17 protein-coding genes are annotated in these 16,210 nt (G+C 63.0%); 13 read left to right on the forward strand and 4 right to left on the reverse strand.

The annotated features are described in order from the left end of the window. Positions 1-56: 56 nt before the first annotated feature. The 5 genes from Q1A53_RS09390 (at position 57) to Q1A53_RS09410 (ending at position 4,431) form a co-directional block, all read left to right on the forward strand. Positions 57-773 (forward strand): precorrin-6A/cobalt-precorrin-6A reductase, encoded by a 717-nt coding sequence (locus tag Q1A53_RS09390; protein ID WP_299965534.1) that lies wholly within the window; start codon positions 57-59, stop codon positions 771-773. Then, positions 770-1,402: a DNA-3-methyladenine glycosylase 2 family protein gene (locus Q1A53_RS09395; RefSeq protein WP_299965536.1), complete on the forward strand. Its 633-nt coding sequence runs from the start codon at positions 770-772 to the stop codon at positions 1,400-1,402. Before Q1A53_RS09390 ends, Q1A53_RS09395 begins: the two co-directional genes overlap by 4 nt. After that, positions 1,399-2,064: an alpha/beta fold hydrolase gene (locus Q1A53_RS09400; protein WP_299965538.1), complete on the forward strand. Its 666-nt coding sequence runs from the start codon at positions 1,399-1,401 to the stop codon at positions 2,062-2,064. Before Q1A53_RS09395 ends, Q1A53_RS09400 begins: the two co-directional genes overlap by 4 nt. Before the next feature lie 165 nt (positions 2,065-2,229). Next, positions 2,230-3,306, forward strand: a complete 1,077-nt coding sequence (locus tag Q1A53_RS09405; protein ID WP_299965541.1) for a HAMP domain-containing sensor histidine kinase — start codon at positions 2,230-2,232, stop codon at positions 3,304-3,306. A gap of 540 nt (positions 3,307-3,846) precedes the next feature. Then, positions 3,847-4,431: an HNH endonuclease gene (locus tag Q1A53_RS09410; RefSeq protein ID WP_299965543.1), complete on the forward strand. Its 585-nt coding sequence runs from the start codon at positions 3,847-3,849 to the stop codon at positions 4,429-4,431. Between the two features lie 94 nt (positions 4,432-4,525). On the opposite strand, the gene Q1A53_RS09415 is transcribed toward Q1A53_RS09410, so the two are convergent. Both Q1A53_RS09415 and xth read right to left on the reverse strand, forming a co-directional pair. Beyond that, the gene (locus Q1A53_RS09415; protein ID WP_299965545.1) at positions 4,526-5,002 is read right to left on the reverse strand and encodes a hypothetical protein; all 477 of its coding nucleotides are present in this window, start codon (positions 5,000-5,002) and stop codon (positions 4,526-4,528) included. A 244-nt stretch (positions 5,003-5,246) separates the two neighbouring features. Then, positions 5,247-6,029, reverse strand: coding sequence for an exodeoxyribonuclease III (xth, locus tag Q1A53_RS09420; protein WP_299965549.1), 783 nt, complete (start codon positions 6,027-6,029; stop codon positions 5,247-5,249). Positions 6,030-6,363: 334 nt separating this feature from the next. On the opposite strand from xth, the gene Q1A53_RS09425 reads away from it, so the two are divergent. Both Q1A53_RS09425 and Q1A53_RS09430 read left to right on the forward strand, forming a co-directional pair. Then, entirely contained in the window at positions 6,364-6,645 is a 282-nt protein-coding gene (locus Q1A53_RS09425) for a DUF6749 domain-containing protein (protein ID WP_299965552.1), read from the forward strand. Positions 6,646-6,726: 81 nt separating this feature from the next. Continuing rightward, on the forward strand, positions 6,727-7,776 hold the full coding sequence (locus Q1A53_RS09430) for a hypothetical protein (protein WP_299965555.1): 1,050 nt from the start codon (positions 6,727-6,729) through the stop codon (positions 7,774-7,776). A 12-nt stretch (positions 7,777-7,788) separates the two neighbouring features. Here the strand turns inward: Q1A53_RS09430 and Q1A53_RS09435 are convergent, their stop codons facing one another. Continuing rightward, a complete protein-coding gene (locus Q1A53_RS09435; RefSeq protein WP_299965557.1) occupies positions 7,789-8,112 on the reverse strand; it encodes an iron-sulfur cluster assembly accessory protein in 324 nt (107 codons plus the stop codon). Between the two features lie 80 nt (positions 8,113-8,192). On the opposite strand from Q1A53_RS09435, the gene Q1A53_RS09440 reads away from it, so the two are divergent. The 6 genes from Q1A53_RS09440 to scpB all read left to right on the forward strand — a co-directional run bounded on the left by Q1A53_RS09440 (position 8,193) and on the right by scpB (position 14,581). Further along, positions 8,193-9,332, forward strand: a complete 1,140-nt coding sequence (locus tag Q1A53_RS09440) for a deoxyguanosinetriphosphate triphosphohydrolase (RefSeq protein WP_299965559.1) — start codon at positions 8,193-8,195, stop codon at positions 9,330-9,332. 73 nt (positions 9,333-9,405) lie between these two features. Continuing rightward, a complete protein-coding gene (gene argS, locus Q1A53_RS09445; RefSeq protein WP_299965561.1) occupies positions 9,406-11,145 on the forward strand; it encodes an arginine--tRNA ligase in 1,740 nt (579 codons plus the stop codon). Positions 11,146-11,222: 77 nt separating this feature from the next. Beyond that, a complete protein-coding gene (locus Q1A53_RS09450; RefSeq protein WP_366872551.1) occupies positions 11,223-12,125 on the forward strand; it encodes an SPOR domain-containing protein in 903 nt (300 codons plus the stop codon). Continuing rightward, positions 12,122-13,120 (forward strand): beta-N-acetylhexosaminidase, encoded by a 999-nt coding sequence (gene nagZ / locus Q1A53_RS09455; RefSeq protein ID WP_299965563.1) that lies wholly within the window; start codon positions 12,122-12,124, stop codon positions 13,118-13,120. Before Q1A53_RS09450 ends, nagZ begins: the two co-directional genes overlap by 4 nt. Positions 13,121-13,133: 13 nt before the next feature. Continuing rightward, a complete protein-coding gene (locus Q1A53_RS09460) occupies positions 13,134-13,925 on the forward strand; it encodes a ScpA family protein (RefSeq protein ID WP_299965565.1) in 792 nt (263 codons plus the stop codon). A gap of 50 nt (positions 13,926-13,975) precedes the next feature. Continuing rightward, positions 13,976-14,581, forward strand: a complete 606-nt coding sequence (scpB, locus tag Q1A53_RS09465) for an SMC-Scp complex subunit ScpB (protein ID WP_299966071.1) — start codon at positions 13,976-13,978, stop codon at positions 14,579-14,581. 552 nt (positions 14,582-15,133) lie between these two features. On the opposite strand, the gene Q1A53_RS09470 is transcribed toward scpB, so the two are convergent. Beyond that, positions 15,134-16,210, reverse strand: a complete 1,077-nt coding sequence (locus Q1A53_RS09470) for a 2'-deoxycytidine 5'-triphosphate deaminase (RefSeq protein ID WP_299965566.1) — start codon at positions 16,208-16,210, stop codon at positions 15,134-15,136.

Here is a 16,210-nt window from a genome sequence, read left to right on the forward strand (position 1 = left end):
TTGCCGGTTGCCGCGCGTAAAGTCCAACCATGGTGCAGCGCGGGACAACTCTGGTGATGGCAGGCGCCCGCGAAGCGCACGGGCTCATCAGCAAGCTTTTGGCCCGCGGGCGGCAGGTCATTGCGTCGCTCCCCGCGCCGGAACGAACGTTTGACGCCTTGCCGGTGCCGACGCGCATTGGCGCCTTCGGGGACCAGGCCGCGTTGGAAGACTGGCTGCGGAGCGAGAAAGTCACCTGCATCATCGACGCCAGCCATGCTTTCGATGCCCGGATCGTTCGTCAGACGGTGCACGCCGCGACCCGGCTTGATCTGCGGTATCTGCGCGTCTTGCGGCCCGAATGGACGCCCGGTCGCCAGGATCGATGGAGCCAGTTTCGCAGCCTGCGCAAAGCGGCGGAGGCCGTCACGCGGGGCGAGCGGGTCTTTTGCAACACCGGGCGCGCCAATCTGGATGCCTTCGAAGATTTTCAGGGACAACGGCTCTATATCCGCCAAAACCATCCGACGACCGATGCCCCGCCCTTCGGATTCGCCCGGTTTGTGAGCGGGCAACCGCCCTATCCGCAACTGCAGGAGGAAGTGTTGTTCCGCGAGTTACGGATCACCCGGCTTATCTGCCGAAACGTGGGGGGCAGCGCCAGCATTTCGAAACTGCTGGCGGCGCGTCGCCTCGGACTGCGTGTGTCGATGGTGGCGCGTCCGGATCCGCCCGGCCACACGCCACGGGTCGAAACGGTGACGGAAGCGCTCGCCTGGGAAGCCGACGGATGAGCCCGGGCCGGTTGATCAACACGCAGGCCGACGTGGCCGAAGGGGCGGACTGGCTAGCGCGACAGGACCAACATCTGAAGCGGGCGTTGGCGGCGACCGGCCCTTTGCCGCTGCGCCGCAGGCCGGATGGATTTGCCGAGCTTTTGCGCGCCATCGTCGGACAGCAGGTCAGCGTCGCCTCGGCGCGGGCACTCTGGTCGCGGCTGGAGCAGGCAGGGGCCACGACGCCGCAGGCAGTGCTGAGCCTCAGCGCGGAGGAATTGCGTGCCCTCGGGCTCAGCAGGCAAAAGGCGCGCTATGCCCATGCTTTGGCGGATGCCGGCATTGATTTTCATGCGCTGCGCGAGGTTCCGGATGCCGAGGTCATCGGCACATTAACCGCCGTTACCGGCATCGGTGTCTGGACGGCTGAGGTCTACGCGATGTTTTCGCTGGGGCGTGCGGATGTTTTCGCGCCCGGTGATCTGGCACTGCAGGAAGCGGCGCGGATGATCTACGACATGCCCGAGCGACCCAAGGAGCGCGCACTGCGCGAGATGGCACAGGCCTGGTCGCCCTGGCGGTCGGTTGCGGCGCGATTGCTCTTTACGTACTACCGGGTGGCCAAGCAAAGGGATGGGATCACATGACACGGGTTTTGAATGCGGGCAGGCGGGCGCCGGTTTCCGGGCAGACACGCTCAATCGTGGTGTTCCTGCACGGCTACGGCGCCAATGGCGCGGATCTGCTGGGCCTTGCGGATCCGTTGGGCGAGCACCTGCCCGACACGCTTTTTGTGGCGCCCGACGCGCCCGAGGCCTGTGCCGGGGCGCCCATGGGTTTCCAGTGGTTCCCCATTCCCTGGATTGATGGCTCGTCCGAAGAGGAATCCATGCGCGGGATGATGCAGGCGGTCGATGATCTGAACGCCTTTCTCGACGCGCTGATGGTGGACGAGGACCTGCTGCCGGAGCAGGTCGTGCTTTTTGGTTTCTCGCAAGGGACGATGATGTCTCTGCACGTTGCACCCCGGCGCGAGGATGCGGTTGCGGGTGTCGTGGGCTTCTCCGGCCGTTTGTTGGGACCGGAGACGCTGGCCGATGAGGTGCAGGTGCGTCCGCCCGTGCTGCTGGTGCATGGGGATGCCGATGACGTCGTGCCGCCGCAATCCTTGCCCGAAGCCGCAGAGGCGCTGCAACAGGCAGGCTGGAAGGACGTCTTTGCCCATATCATGAAGGGCACCGGTCACGGTATCGCCCCGGATGGTCTGTCAGTTGCGCTGGCCTTCATGCGCGACAAGCTGAGCCTCTAGCGCACAGAGCTGTAGCCGTCATTTCCAACCCGGGCACTCGCTGCAAGGCAACCGTGATCACCAAAATGTGGCATACTGGCATCTCGATTGTCAGGCAGAGGTCATTGGCGATCATTCATCGCAATTTAACCGCCGTCGGGCATCGTCCACCGGTGGAGTTTGTGCATGCAGCGTTTCGAAATCGATCTGCTCGATCTCATTGATCATGCCGTGTTCGTTCTCGAACCGGATGATGAGGGCATGCCCAGATACGCCGCCTTCAATACCTTTGCCTTGAACGTTATTCAGCGCCCTCTGGATGACATCATCGCGCGGACGGCGGCCGAGGTGTACGGAGGGCGATTGGGTGAGATCGCGCTGGATCATCATCTGCGCGTGCTGGCCTCTGGCGAACCTGCGGTTTACGAGATCCTCCTGCCACTGGGCGGGATCCAGCGCCTTGTGCGGACCGCCCTGCGGCCGGTCACCGACGCGGAGGGGCGGGTGACGCGCATCTTTGGCAGTTCGACGGATATGTCCGGCAGGCAGGTCATGCGCGAGGTGCAGACCGAGATGAGCGCGCTCAATGGCGAGATGGAGGATTTCATCAATCTGGCGGCGCATGATCTGCGGGCGCCCATGCGCAATGTCTCCCAGATCGCCGAGATGCTGCGGGACGACTTTGAGGACAGAGGCGATGGCAAGCTGGAACTGATCGGGATGCTGGAAAAAACCGCGAAAAAGACGACCGCGCTGATTGGTGATGTGTTGTCGCAGGCGCAGGCGGTGACCCCCTTGCACGAGACGGTGCAGTTCGAGTTCTCGGAACTCGTCGACGAGGTGGCTCAGGTACTCGACCCGATGAAGCATTGCGTGTTTCATGCGGACACCGGGGTGATCGAAGGCGACCGAACGGTGTTTCAGATCATCCTGCGCAATTTGGTCGACAATGCCATCAAGCACGGTCAGCCACCCGCTGGCTCACCAGAAAACGTGCCGCTTGGTTGGGGTCTGGAGTTGCGGCTGAGCTTGAAGGACGGTGGTGACGGCTGTGTTGAGGTCGCGATCAGTGACAATGGCACCGGTTTCAGCGATCCGGCCTTGTTGTTTCTGGACAATGGGTCGCTGCGGGTTGACAGCGGATTTGGTCTTTTTGGCGTGCGACGGCTGATCTACACGCGCGGGGGCACCTTGACCGCGACGAACCTGCCCGACGGGCAGGGCGCGGTGGTGAGCTTTCGGTTGCCCGGGCGGATCATGTGATCGCGATCAGGGCTCAGGAATTCGTTTGGTCGATGACCGCAGGCCCATTCGCCTGGCATTGCGCAGGAGATCCATCAGTATCGAACGCGCTGTGATGTGAAGATGCGATCCAGGTCGTTCCACAGGCTCGCTACACCTGCAGCACTGAGCTCGCGGCATTGCGGGCAAGGAGGTAACCAGATCCATGAGCCAGGGGCCGACGGCGCGTCATCGGAGCGGGCCCCGTCGTTATCAGCATCGTCGGGGCATGCTGCCGTCATTTGTCCGGTTCTGTGCTGCACGCTTGTCTCATCCGCAGAGAGGTCTGGGGTGGATGGCATCCCCGTGCGACTGACCTCATCGCCGGGCGGCGACGCTGAAAACAGCGCCTCGATCTGTCACCTTGGCGTTACGAAACAGCCCTAACGGTGTTGCGACATCTTGTGGCCATACTAGGACTTGCCACCTTCCTGCCACGAGATATAGTCCGGATAGACGACACGGGCTGGTGGCGCGGCAGACGTGGGACAACAGACGGATCGGCAAGGAGTGTGCCTGCACATGGATGGCGATTTTAGAACGGATTTCACGCGCAACCCTGCGGCGCTGCGACACCGGCCTGCGCTGGTGTTGAATGCGGATTACCGGCCGCTGAGCTACTACCCGCTCTCGCTCTGGCCGTGGCAGGATGCGGTCAAGGCGGCCTGGCTCGACCGGGTGGACATTGTGGCTGAATACGAGGACATCGTCCGAAGCCCGAGTACCGAGATCAGGATCCCGTCGGTCGTTGTCCTGAAAGACTATGTAAAACCTCAAAAGCGCGTGGCCTTCACGCGCTTTAATTTATTTTTGAGGGATGAATTCCGCTGTCAGTACTGCGGTGCGAAGGGTGAATTGACGTTTGATCACGTGGTGCCGCGGGCGGATGGCGGTGTGACCAGCTGGCAGAATGTTGTCGCGGCCTGCTCCCCCTGCAATCTCAAAAAAGGGGCCAAGCCGCTGCACCGGACAGGCTTGTCGCTGCGCAAACCGCCCCGGCAACCCGGTGCCGAAGAGCTGCGCAACATGGGCCGGAAATTCCCGCCGAACCATTTGCACGAAAGCTGGATGGATTTCCTTTACTGGGACGCTGAGCTGGAGGCGTGAGAGAGTAGTAACAAGACGACGCAAAAGGCGCTGCCCCGATCGAAGCAGCGCCTTTATTGTACAGTCGTAGCGTCAACCGCTCGACAAGCTCGATTTAGCTATCGAACTTGGAGGCAATGTTGTCCGCAAACGCGTCGAGCATGGCATCATAGTAGACTTGGCTGTCCACCAGCACCTCACCGGGCGTTGTCCCGGATGGGTAGTAGGCCATCGCCTGCTCCGCTGAAACGGTCAGCGTATAGTCCATCTTGTTGAAGAGGCCCGGCGCATCGATTTCCACGTCACCGACAAGTTTGCTGTCTGCTGTGCCGATGGTCTGGGTAAACATGTTGGCAAGCTCGATCTCATCGATGTCCACCTCGACGGTGGCGCCTTCATCGTCAATCCGCGACACCAGGCGTTCGGCGATCTCCGCTTCCAGATCGGCGCTCAGGTTGCCCCACACTTGGGCGGCCTCGGCGTTTTGGACGGCGGTAAGATCAGCTTCGACCTCGACACTTTGCACAGAGCTGGCGGCATAGGCACCAGTGGAAAGCAGCAAGGCGGTTGCGGTGATTGTAAAGCGTTTCATCGTAATAACTCCTTCATTTTGCTCGGACACAGATGTGTATCGCTGTTGAGCACCGACACAACGTGCGCTCCCTGACATGGTTCCCAGAAAGTTACCGAAGAAATCGTCCGAAGATCGAAAATCGCCGCGAGCCGCTGTTTCGTGCCGCATGGAAAAGCGCTTTTTATCAGCGGTTTAAACCGGTTTTCATACGATCAGAAAAGCCTCGCCTCGGGAGGACGACAGGCACGGGTGCAGAACGAGGTCACCCGTCCAAATCAACCCAGACTGGTACGTGATCGGACGGTTTGTCCCGCCCGCGCACCTCTTTGTCGATCACGCAGTCGCGCAAGGCGTCCGCGGTCTGAGGGCACAACAGGATATGGTCGATGCGGATGCCTTGGTTGCGATTCCACGCGCCTGCCTGATAATCCCAGAAACTGTAGTGCCCGGGTCCCTGCACCCGCGCGCGAAAGGCATCCGTCAGCCCTAGGTTGAGCAACGCGCGAAAGGCGGTACGGCTTTCCAGTCGAAAGAGCGCATCCTCACGCCAGCTGTCCGGCGCGGCTGCATCTTCGGCCTGTGGAATGATGTTATAGTCACCGGCCATCAGAAACGGCGTCTCTTCTGCCAGAAGTTCTTTTGCCCGGGTCTGCAGCCGCTGCATCCACGCAAGCTTGTAGTCATACTTCGGTCCCGGTGCCGGGTTCCCATTGGGCAGGTAGAGCCCGCACACCCGCACGGCTGTACGCTCTCCCATAACAGTTGCCTCGATCCAGCGCGCCTGTTCGTCACCGTCATCCCCGGGCAGCCCGCGTGTCACATCTTCCAAGGGCAGCCGCGACAGGATCGCCACACCGTTGAAGCTTTTCTGACCGTGCGTCTCGACGTTGTAGCCCCGGTCCTCGAAGAGCGCGCGGGGAAAGGCGTCATCAACGGATTTGATCTCCTGCAGGAGCACCACATCGGGCTTTGCCTCATCAAGCCACTCTGGCAGCGCCGCGATTCGTGCCTTGATTCCGTTGATGTTGAATGTGGCGATCTTCATGCGCAGGCTCTCCTTGATGCCTTGCTATCGCCCAGCACCGGACGCAGGGCAAGCCAACAAGTCGCGGCAATGCAGCATTTCGTTAAGGTGATTCTTGTTAATGGTTAACCAAAAAGAGCCTGATTTGGTTAATATCCACAGAATTACCCTCTGTGGATAAAAAAAAATTAACGAAGATTACCAGATCGACTTCTCAAACTCCGCCGTTCACTACGCTCGGATTTTTGTGTGGATAACTGGGGGTTAACACATTCTTAACGCGAAAATACCTTTGCAACTCTCGTTAAGGGGGCAAGGCTGAAGGGGTAATCACTTCACTGGAAAGGGACGATCAATGACCACCAACTTGGCACGCCGCACTGCAACACAAATCGATCACGATGCACCGCAAACGGATCTGCACTGCGGTGCAGGAACCGAGCTTTTTACCACCAGCATGGGCCCTGCAAGCGGCGACATCATGAGCGGTGAGGCAACGGGTCTCTTCACCACGTCCATGGGCCCGGAAGCCTCGACTCTCACCGGCGCCGAAACCGGCCAATTCACAACGAGCATGGTCTCGGGCAGCGATACGCTGTCGGGTGATGTCACCGGTCTCTTCACGACCTCCATGTAACGCAACAAACAGGTCCGGACCCCTGCGGGTCCGGGCTCCACGCAACGCGCGGCCGGTGCTCGGGACAAAGGAAGAACCCCCATGTCTAACGTCGTCTCTTTGGATCTGCCGCGCAAACTGCCTCTCGCGGAACGCCAGTCGGTCTTTCTGGGCAACTTTTGCTGCAACAGGCGTCGGCGTGACGATGTCTTCTGGCTGAAGGAAAACGCGGAGCTTTTGAACATTCTGGCCAGCGGTGGTGCGATAGTGCCTGCCGAGGCCTTGGCGCCCTACCTGCGGATCTATGACGGGTTGGACGAACGGCTGCGGTTTTTCCCACAATACTACCGGTTCCTGCTCTCTATCTGCCTCGATCTGGAGGATCTGGGGATCCGGACAGACGGCACCGGGACGGGTTTGTGCGACTGGGCCGCCCGTATGGGGCTGCCGGAGGCGGAGCTTTCCGATCTGCAACGCGCCGAGGCGCGGCGGCTTTTGGCCCGGCGGGGCGTCACCACGGACGATCCGCAGCTGACCGAGCGGTTGCACCGCTTTATCAACCGATCCGAAACCTTTGCATTGCCCAACAAAAAGGCAGTCTACGAGCTGACACATATCGTCTTTTATCTGTCGGACTACGGGGTCACCGACCCCGGTTTCGACCCCGCCGCCATCACCAGTCTGGAGTTCGCGGGGCTGCTGGCCTATCTCGATCTCGACGTTGATCTGCTCGCCGAGGTTTGCGTCGCCATGCGCTTTGCCGGCAAGATGCCCAGCCCGATCTGGGAGGATTGGGTCGAACAGCAGATGCGCGGTTTCGTCCTGAGCCCGCGTGATCCCGGCGGCGCGGATGCGTATCACGAGTATCTGGTGACCAGCTGGTGGGCGGCTTTTGCGGACCGGCCCCAGTTCCCCGGTCAGCCAGAGGCCGCAGGGCTGACCATCCAGCGGCGGGGTGGGCAGAAAGGCCCGCTGCGGGCAATGTCGGAATACATGTTCCACCTCGGGGCTGCGCGCAGTGCGGATTGGAGCCGGATGCGCCAGGCCGTAACCGATGCCGTGGGCCACGATGGTGAGGCCGTGCTCAGCGAAGCGGAGCAGTCCTCCGACCAGTTCGGCGCCTTCTTTGAGGGATTTGCGCGGGCTGACTGAGCCTGCGCGACACTACATCGAGAACGACGTGCCGCAGCCGCAGGAACTGGAAGCATTGGGGTTGTCGATCACGAACCGCGCGCCGATCAGCTCTTCGCTGAAATCAATTGTCGCCCCGCCCAGAAACGGCAGCGAAACCGCATCAACCACGACTTTTTGGCCCGCGCCTTCGAGCACCAGATCGTCCTCGCGCGGCTCATCGAGCGCGATGTCGTACTGAAATCCGGAACAGCCGCCCCCATCCACTGCGATGCGCAGCGCTTTGCCGTCGGTGGCGGCACCGATTTCGGCCAGCCTGTCAAAGGCGCGGGACGTGACTTTGGGCGGCAGTTGCATGAGGACGCTCCTTGGGGGTGGTTTCATCCGGGCTCAGCACCGAATATAGAGATCCCGAGCACTGCCCACAAGGACCAGCCATGACCGCGATATATGCAACGGATCCTGCACAGACGCGAGGACGGCGGGTGTCCGAGGAAGAAAGCACCTTTCGCTCCTGCTACCAGCGTGACCGCGACCGCATCATCCATGCCAGCGCCTTCCGGCGGCTCAAGCACAAGACCCAGGTCTTTATCGAGCATGAGGGCGACTATTACCGGACCCGGCTGACCCATTCCATCGAAGTGGCACAGGTGGCGCGCACCATCGCCGGGGCGCTCGGGCTCAACCCCGAGCTGACAGAGGCCATCGCGCTGGCCCATGATCTGGGTCACACGCCCTTTGGCCACACCGGTGAGGATGCGCTGTCGGCCCTGATGGAGCCCTACGGCGGCTTTGATCACAACGCGCAGGCCATCCGCATCGTCACGCATCTGGAACGGCACTATGCGGATTTCGACGGGCTCAATCTGACGTGGGAGACGCTGGAAGGCTTGGCCAAGCACAATGGTCCGGTGGAGGCCCCGGTGCCCTGGGCGCTACAGACCTACACCGAGGCGCATGATCTGGAGCTGCACACATTCGCCAGTGCCGAGGCGCAGGTGGCCGCGATCTCGGATGACGTCGCCTACAATCACCACGATCTGCACGACGGGCTGCGGGCGGAGCTTTTTTCGACCGATGAGCTGGCGGAGCTGCCCATTCTGCAGGGGTGTTTTGAGGCGGTGGACCGACGCTATCCAGGGCTCAACTATTACCGGCGGCGGCACGAGGCGTTGCGGCGGTTCTTTGGTCTTCTGGTCGAGGATGTGATCGAATTCGCGCAGCGGCGGCTGCGGGATCTGGACCCGCGCTCGGCGGGTGATGTGAGGACGGCGGGGCGCACGATCATCCGCTTTTCCGATGAGGTCTTTGCGGACCTCAAGGTGATCCGCGCCTTTCTCTTTGACCGCATGTACCGCGCGCCGGCGGTGGTGGAGATGCGCGCACGCGTCACCTGCGTGGTCGAAGAGCTCTTTCCCTACTTCCTCGCGCACCCCGATCAGCTGCCCAAACAGTGGCGCAAGGATGTGGAAGCGGCGGAGGGCGAGACAGCTCTGGCGCGCATCGTGTCGGACTACATTGCCGGGATGACCGACCGCTTTGCCCTGCAAGAGCACGAGCGGCTTATCGCCACCTGACCCGGATGCAGGAGCGGTTGACCCGGCCTTGCGGCATGATACACCGCGCCAACCTCTGTCAAAGGACGCTGATATGAACCTCTTCGCCGATATTCGTGGGCTGGTGATCGCCTCGCTGGAAGAGATGGAGATCATGGCGGGGCAGTCGGACGCACCGCTTCACGCGATCACGGTCGAGCCGCCACGCGACGCGGCCCATGGTGACATGGCGACCAATGCGGCCATGGTGCTGGCCAAGCCGTTAGGCATGAAGCCGCGCGACATCGCCGAGGCTCTGGCAGAGAAGCTTGCCGCAGATCCCCGGATCACCTCGGCCGAGGTTGCAGGGCCGGGGTTTCTCAACCTGCGGCTGGCCGCGACGGTCTGGCAAGGGATCGTGGGCGCGGTGTTGGAGGCGGGCACCGATTTCGGGCGCGCAACGCTGGGGCAGGGAAGCCGGGTGAATGTGGAGTATGTCTCGGCCAATCCCACTGGCCCGCTGCACGTGGGTCATACGCGGGGCGCTGTCTTCGGCGATGCGCTGGCGTCCTTGCTGGATTACGCAGGCTTTGATGTGACGCGGGAATACTACATCAACGACGGCGGCGGGCAGGTCGATACGCTCGCCCGGTCGGTCTATCTGCGCTACCTCGAAGCGCACGGCCAGGAGGTCGCCTTTCCCGATGGCACCTATCCGGGCGACTATCTGATTGCCACGGGCGAGGCGCTCAAGGACAAGGTGGGCGATGCCTATCTGGATGCCGCCGAGGACGTGTGGCTGGCGGATGTGCGGGCGTTCTCAACCGATGCGATGATGGCGCTGATCCGGGACGATCTGCGCGCGCTCGGTGTGCAGATGGACGTGTTATATTCCGAGAAATCGCTCTACGGAACGGGGCGGATCGAAGCGGCCATCGAGGATTTGCGCGGCAAGGGGCTGATATACGATGGGACGCTCCCGCCGCCCAAGGGCAAGCAGACCGACGATTGGGAGCCACGGGTGCAGACGCTCTTTCGCTCCACCGCGCACGGCGATGACGAGGACCGACCGGTCAAGAAATCAGACGGCAGCTGGGCCTATTTTGCGCCCGACATCGCGTATCACTACGACAAGGTGCAGCGCGGCTTTGATCTGCTGATCGACGTCTTTGGCGCGGATCACGGCGGCTATGTCAAACGGATGAAGGCGGCGGTCTCAGCGCTGAGCGACGGTGCCGTGCCTCTCGACATCAAGCTGTGCCAGCTGGTGAAGCTCTTCAAGGACGGGCAGGAATTCAAGATGTCCAAACGTGCGGGCACCTTCGTGACGCTGCGCGACGTGGTCGATCAGGTGGGTCCGGATGTGACGCGGTTCGTGATGCTGACCCGCAAGAATGACGCCATGCTCGATTTCGATTTCGACAAGGTGATGGAGCAGAGCCGCGAGAACCCGGTGTTCTACGTGCAATACGCCCACGCCCGGGTCGCCAGCGCCATGCGCAAGGCGGCGGAGGCCGGGGTGTCACTGGACGATACCGCCCTCGCCGGGGCGGATCTGAGCCTTCTGGATCACCCCGCTGAGCTGACGCTCGCCGCCAAGCTGGCCGAATGGCCCCGGTTGGTGGAAACGGCGGCAGCAAGCCGCGAGCCGCATCGGGTGGCGTTTTACCTTTACGAGCTTGCGGGTACCTTCCACGCGCTCTGGAACAAGGGCAACGAAGTACCCGGTGTGCGATTCGTGCAGGATGACCCAAAAGTCACAACGGCGAAAATCGCCCTCGCGCGGGCCGTCAGCGTTGTAATTGCAGCCGGTCTTGGTATCTTGGGCGTAACACCGGCAGAGGAAATGCGGTAGCAAATCGCACCCTCCGCCCGAGCAGGCAAGCATCAGAAGAGATCCGTGGGGCAACGTATCCTGCGGGCAGCGAGGCAATGATGGCGGATATTGAATTCTCCCATGGCATGGGTGCCTATGGTCGTGAGCACGCGGCGGAGGAGGGCACGTCCTTCGCGGCGCTGGCCACCATGACCCATTTGGCGGGCGCGGTGGTATCGCTTGCGCTGATCGCGGGCATTGGCGTCTGGGGCTACAAATTGATGGTACGCGATGTTTCCGGCATCCCCGTGGTGCGTGCCGCCGCGGGCGAGATGCGCGTGCGCCCAGAGAACCCCGGCGGTCAGCTGGCCCGCCATCAGGGGCTTGCCGTCAACGCCATCGCCGCCGAAGGTGCCGCCACGGGCCCTGTCGATCAGGTGACCCTTGCGCCACGCGATATCGATCTTGCCGCCGAGGATCAGCCCATCGGGCGGCCTTCTGCCGAGCCGATCACAGCGCCCGCACCGCTTGCCCCCGCAGCGGAAGTGATCGCGGCGCCCGACATAGACCCCGCGACCGCCACAAGTGCTGCCATTGACGCCGTTGTCGCCGAACTCGCCCTGGATGCCGTCGCAGTCGCCGAGCCTGCCGCGGTCGCCGCTGCCGTCAAACGCCCGCGTCTGCGCCCGCGCAGCGCTGCGCCCACGCAGACTGCGGCCTTCGTGGTGGAGACGCCCTCGGCAGAGGTGGATGCCGCTGCGATCCCTGCTGGTACGCGGCTCGCGCAGCTGGGCGCTTTCGACAGTGCCGAGATCGCCCGTGCGGAGTGGTCCCGGCTGGAGACGCGGTTCGGCGAATATCTGACCGATAAGTCCCGCGTCGTCCAACAGGCGGCATCGGGTGGGCGCACGTTCTACCGGCTGCGCGCCATGGGGTTCATCGATCTGGCGGATGCGCGACGTTTCTGCTCTGCCTTCAAGGCCGAAGGGGTGGATTGCATCCCCGTCGCGAGCAAGTGAGCCGGTTCGGCGCGACAATCCTCGACGCCGACGGGCTGACGCTCAGCCGTGAAGAGATCGCGTTTTTCCGCGAGGCGAACCCCTTTGGCTTCATCCTTTTTGCCCGCAACATCGACACGCCCGATCAGGTCCGCGCTCTGTGCGATCAGATGCGCGATGCGGTGGGGCGCAACGCGCCGATCACCATCGATCAGGAGGGGGGGCGTGTGCAGCGCCTCCGCGCCCCGATCTGGACCGACTGGCTGCCACCGCTGGATTTCGTGACCGCCGCCGGGGCGCGGGCGGAAGAGGCGATGTATCTGCGCTACCGTCTGATTGCAGCAGAGCTTCATGCCGTGGGCATTGACAGCAACTGCGCGCCCATGGTCGATCTGGCCGGGCCCGGGACCCACGATTTCCTGCGCAACCGCTGTTACGGCAGTGACCCTGCGCAGGTCAGCCAGCTGGGCCGTGCCGTCGCCAACGGGCTGCTGGCGGGAGGCGTGTTGCCCGTGCTTAAGCACATGCCCGGTCACGGGCGTGCGACGCTCGACAGCCACTACGATCTGCCCCACGTGGATGCTGCCGCAGGCGCGCTGATCGCCGAGGATTTTGCCCCCTTTGCCGCACTCACCGATCTGCCCATGGGGATGACGGCGCATCTGGTTTATAACGCGCTGGACAGCCAACCGGCCACGCTGTCGCGGCGGATGATGCAGCTCGTTCGGGATGAGATCGGGTTCGACAATCTGATCATGACCGACGACATCAGCATGAAGGCGCTCAAAGGCTCACCGGAGGAGATCACCACGGGCGCGCTCGCCGCTGGGTGCGACGTGATCCTGCACTGCAACGCGCCGCTTGCCGACCGGATCCGCGTCGCCGACGCAGCGGGCGAGATGACGGACGCGGCGCAAACCCGCGCCGAGCGTGCGCTGGCGGCCCGGCAGACCCCCGATGATGTTGACATTGACGCCGCGCGCGCGCAGCTTGAGACGCTCTTGAGCGGCGCGTAAATCCGGGTGCGACATGGCTGAAACCCCTTTCGAGGAAGATACCGTCTCCGTGGCGGACCGGCTGGCCGCCGAGGCGCTGATCGTGGATGTGGACGGGTTTGAAGGCCCTCTGGATCTGTTGCTTACGCTGGGGCGCACGCAAAAGGTCGATCTGCGCAAGATTTCCGTACTGGCCTTGGCCAAGCAGTATCTGGCCTTCGTGGAGCGCGCCAAGTCGCTGCGGCTGGAGCTGGCGGCAGACTATCTGGTGATGGCGGCCTGGCTCGCCTTTCTCAAATCCCGCCTCTTGCTGCCCCCCGACCCGACAGAGGACGGACCCACGGGCGAGGAGATGGCCGCTCATCTGGCCTTTCAGTTGGAGCGGTTGCAGGCCATGCGGGACGTCGCGGCCCGGCTGATGGGGCGCGACCGGCTGGGCAGGGATTTCTTTGCCCGAGGCCAGACCCAGGAGGTCACGCGCACCCGCAAGGTGGCCTATACCGCGACGCTGCTCGATCTCATGCAAGGCTATGCACGCATCCGGACCCGGGATGAGTTCCGCCCCTTCGTAATGGACCGCGAAGCCGTTTTCACCATGGAACAGGCGCTCGACCGCATGCGCGGGTTGATGGGCTTTGCGGGCGACTGGACCGATATCGCGAGCTATCTCCCCGAGGGGTGGGAGCTTGACCCGGTGCGCCGCCGCTCCGCCACTGCCTCGACCTTTGCCGCCTCGCTGGAACTGGTCAAGGAAGGCCATCTGGAGATCCGCCAGTCAGAGACATTCGCGCCCATTCAGCTGCGCAAGAAAGGGCCCGCGAGTTGACCGACGAGACACCGCAGGAGGCGGAGGAGAGCCTCTTTGATGCACCGCCCATGGGCGAGCAGGAGCGAATGGTGGAGGCCATTCTCTTTGCGGCCGCCGAGCCGGTTTCCCTGCGCGAGTTGGCTGCACGCATGCCGCATGGGTCCGACCCGGCGGAGGCTCTGGTGCATCTGCGCAAACGCTACGAGGGCCGGGGCGTCACCTTAAAGCGCATCGGGGATGCCTGGACCATGCGGACGGCCCCCGACCTCGGCTTTCTGATGCAGCGCGAGACCGTCGAGACCCGCAAGCTGAGCCGGGCCGCGATCGAGACGCTGGCCATCATCGCCTACCACCAGCCGGTGACCCGCGCCGAGATCGAGGAGATCCGTGGTGTGTCGGTCAGCCGCGGCACCGTCGATCAATTGCTGGAGATGGAGTGGATCCGCTTTGGCCGCCGCAAGATGACACCCGGGCGCCCGGTCACCTTTGTGGTGACGGAAGGGTTCCTCGATCACTTCGGGCTGGAGAGCGCGCGCGATCTGCCTGGCCTCAAGGAATTGCGCGCTGCAGGGCTTCTGGAGAACCGCCCGCCGCCCGGCGCAGGGCTGCCTGGCCCCGAAGAGGCACCGGAACCGGAGGAGACCAAAGGTCAGAGCGAGCTATTCGAGGACTAGCGATGCGTCGCGGAGCAGAAAGCCACGGCGCAGCGAAAGGTTTTTCGAAAAACCTTTTCGCGGCCCGCTCACAGTCAATGCGGCGCGTGATGAGGTGATGTTCGGCGGTGGCTTTCACAGTTCAGCTGCCATTGGGAGCTCAAGGGCGAGCGACCTTTCAGAACCCGCCCGCGTGGCTTTGGGCTAAGCGGACAGCTGTGAGCGGCGCAGGGTTTTTCGAAAAACCCTGTTGCGGATGGATTGGGCACCGCAAGCGACCGGTCAGTGACGCAGGCCGCTCGCCACAGGAAAGGTACAAAACTGTATATCTCGCCGATCTCGAACCGTCCGGCGCGGGTGGAAACCGCAGACGTTGACGCTCTGGCTGATACCACGTCTGCCACACGAGACGCGCAGCCTCCTGTGAGCCGATAGCTAATGGAAATGTGACGGCGCGGCATCCCTCAGCGATACCTTGTCGCACTCCGTCCGGAGTGCGACCACGCGGTCGCGGGCCTTCCCGGCTGACCGCGACAAGCCGTGGCGTCTGGTGTGCTCCGAAGGTCGGTTACCCTAGAGCGTGCGGAAGTGCTTCGACAGTTTCAGGCCCTGACCCTGGTAGTTCGACGCGATGCCAGCCCCGTAGAGCTGCGTGGGCTGCTCTGCCATTCGCTCGTAGATCAGGCGTCCCACGATCTGGCCGTGCTCCAGCACGAAGGGCGCCTCATGGCACCGCACCTCCAAGACCCCGCGAGAGCCGGCGCCCCCTGCCGCATCATGACCGAAGCCCGGATCGAAAAACCCCGCGTAGTGCACGCGGAACTCACCCACCATGGCCAGGAAGGGCGCCATTTCCGCGGCATAGTTCGGCGGGATGGTCACGGCCTCGCGGCTCACCAGAATGTAAAAGGCCCCGGGATCCAGAATGATCTGGCCGTTCTCGCTATGGACCTCTTCCCAATAGGCGCGCGGGTCGTAGTGGCCGATCTGCTCCAGATCAATCACGCCGGTATGCGGCTTGGCCCGGTAGCCCACCAGCGTCGTATCCGGCAATCGCAGATCGACCGAAAACCCCAGACCGTCGTCAATCACCGCAGAGCCATCCACCAGCGGTGTCTCAGCGTGCAGATCGGTCAGTTCCGCATCGCTCAGCACCGCATTTCCCGCGCCAAAGCGGATCTGGTTGAGCCGCATGCCGGGCCGCACCAGAACGGAGAAGGACCGAGGGCAGATTTCGGCGTAAAGCGCGCCGCAGTAGCCCGGTGCGATGCGGTCAAACTCCGTGCCGCCGTCGGTGATCGTGCGGGTCAGCAGATCGAGCCTGCCGGTCGAGCTCTTGGCATTGGCGACCGCGTGGACATCTTCGGGCAGGGCCAGCGATTCCATCAGCGGCACGACGTAGACGCAGCCTTTTTCCAGCACCGCGCCGTCGCTCAGGTCCACCCGGTGCATCTCGAATTCGCGGAGCCGGTCGATGACCCGCGCCCCTTCGCCTGCCAGAAAGGATGCGCGGACCCGGTAGGCGGTGGTGCCAAGGCGCAGATCGAGGCTGGCGGGCTGGATCTGATCCGTGCCGATGGGGCGGCTGCCCGCGATCTCGCTGTCCGCGATCATCTGCGCAATGGTTTGATTGGGCAGCACACCGGTCAT

It is taken from the genome of uncultured Roseobacter sp. (genome assembly GCF_947496515.1).
GTDB lineage: Bacteria > Pseudomonadota > Alphaproteobacteria > Rhodobacterales > Rhodobacteraceae > Roseobacter.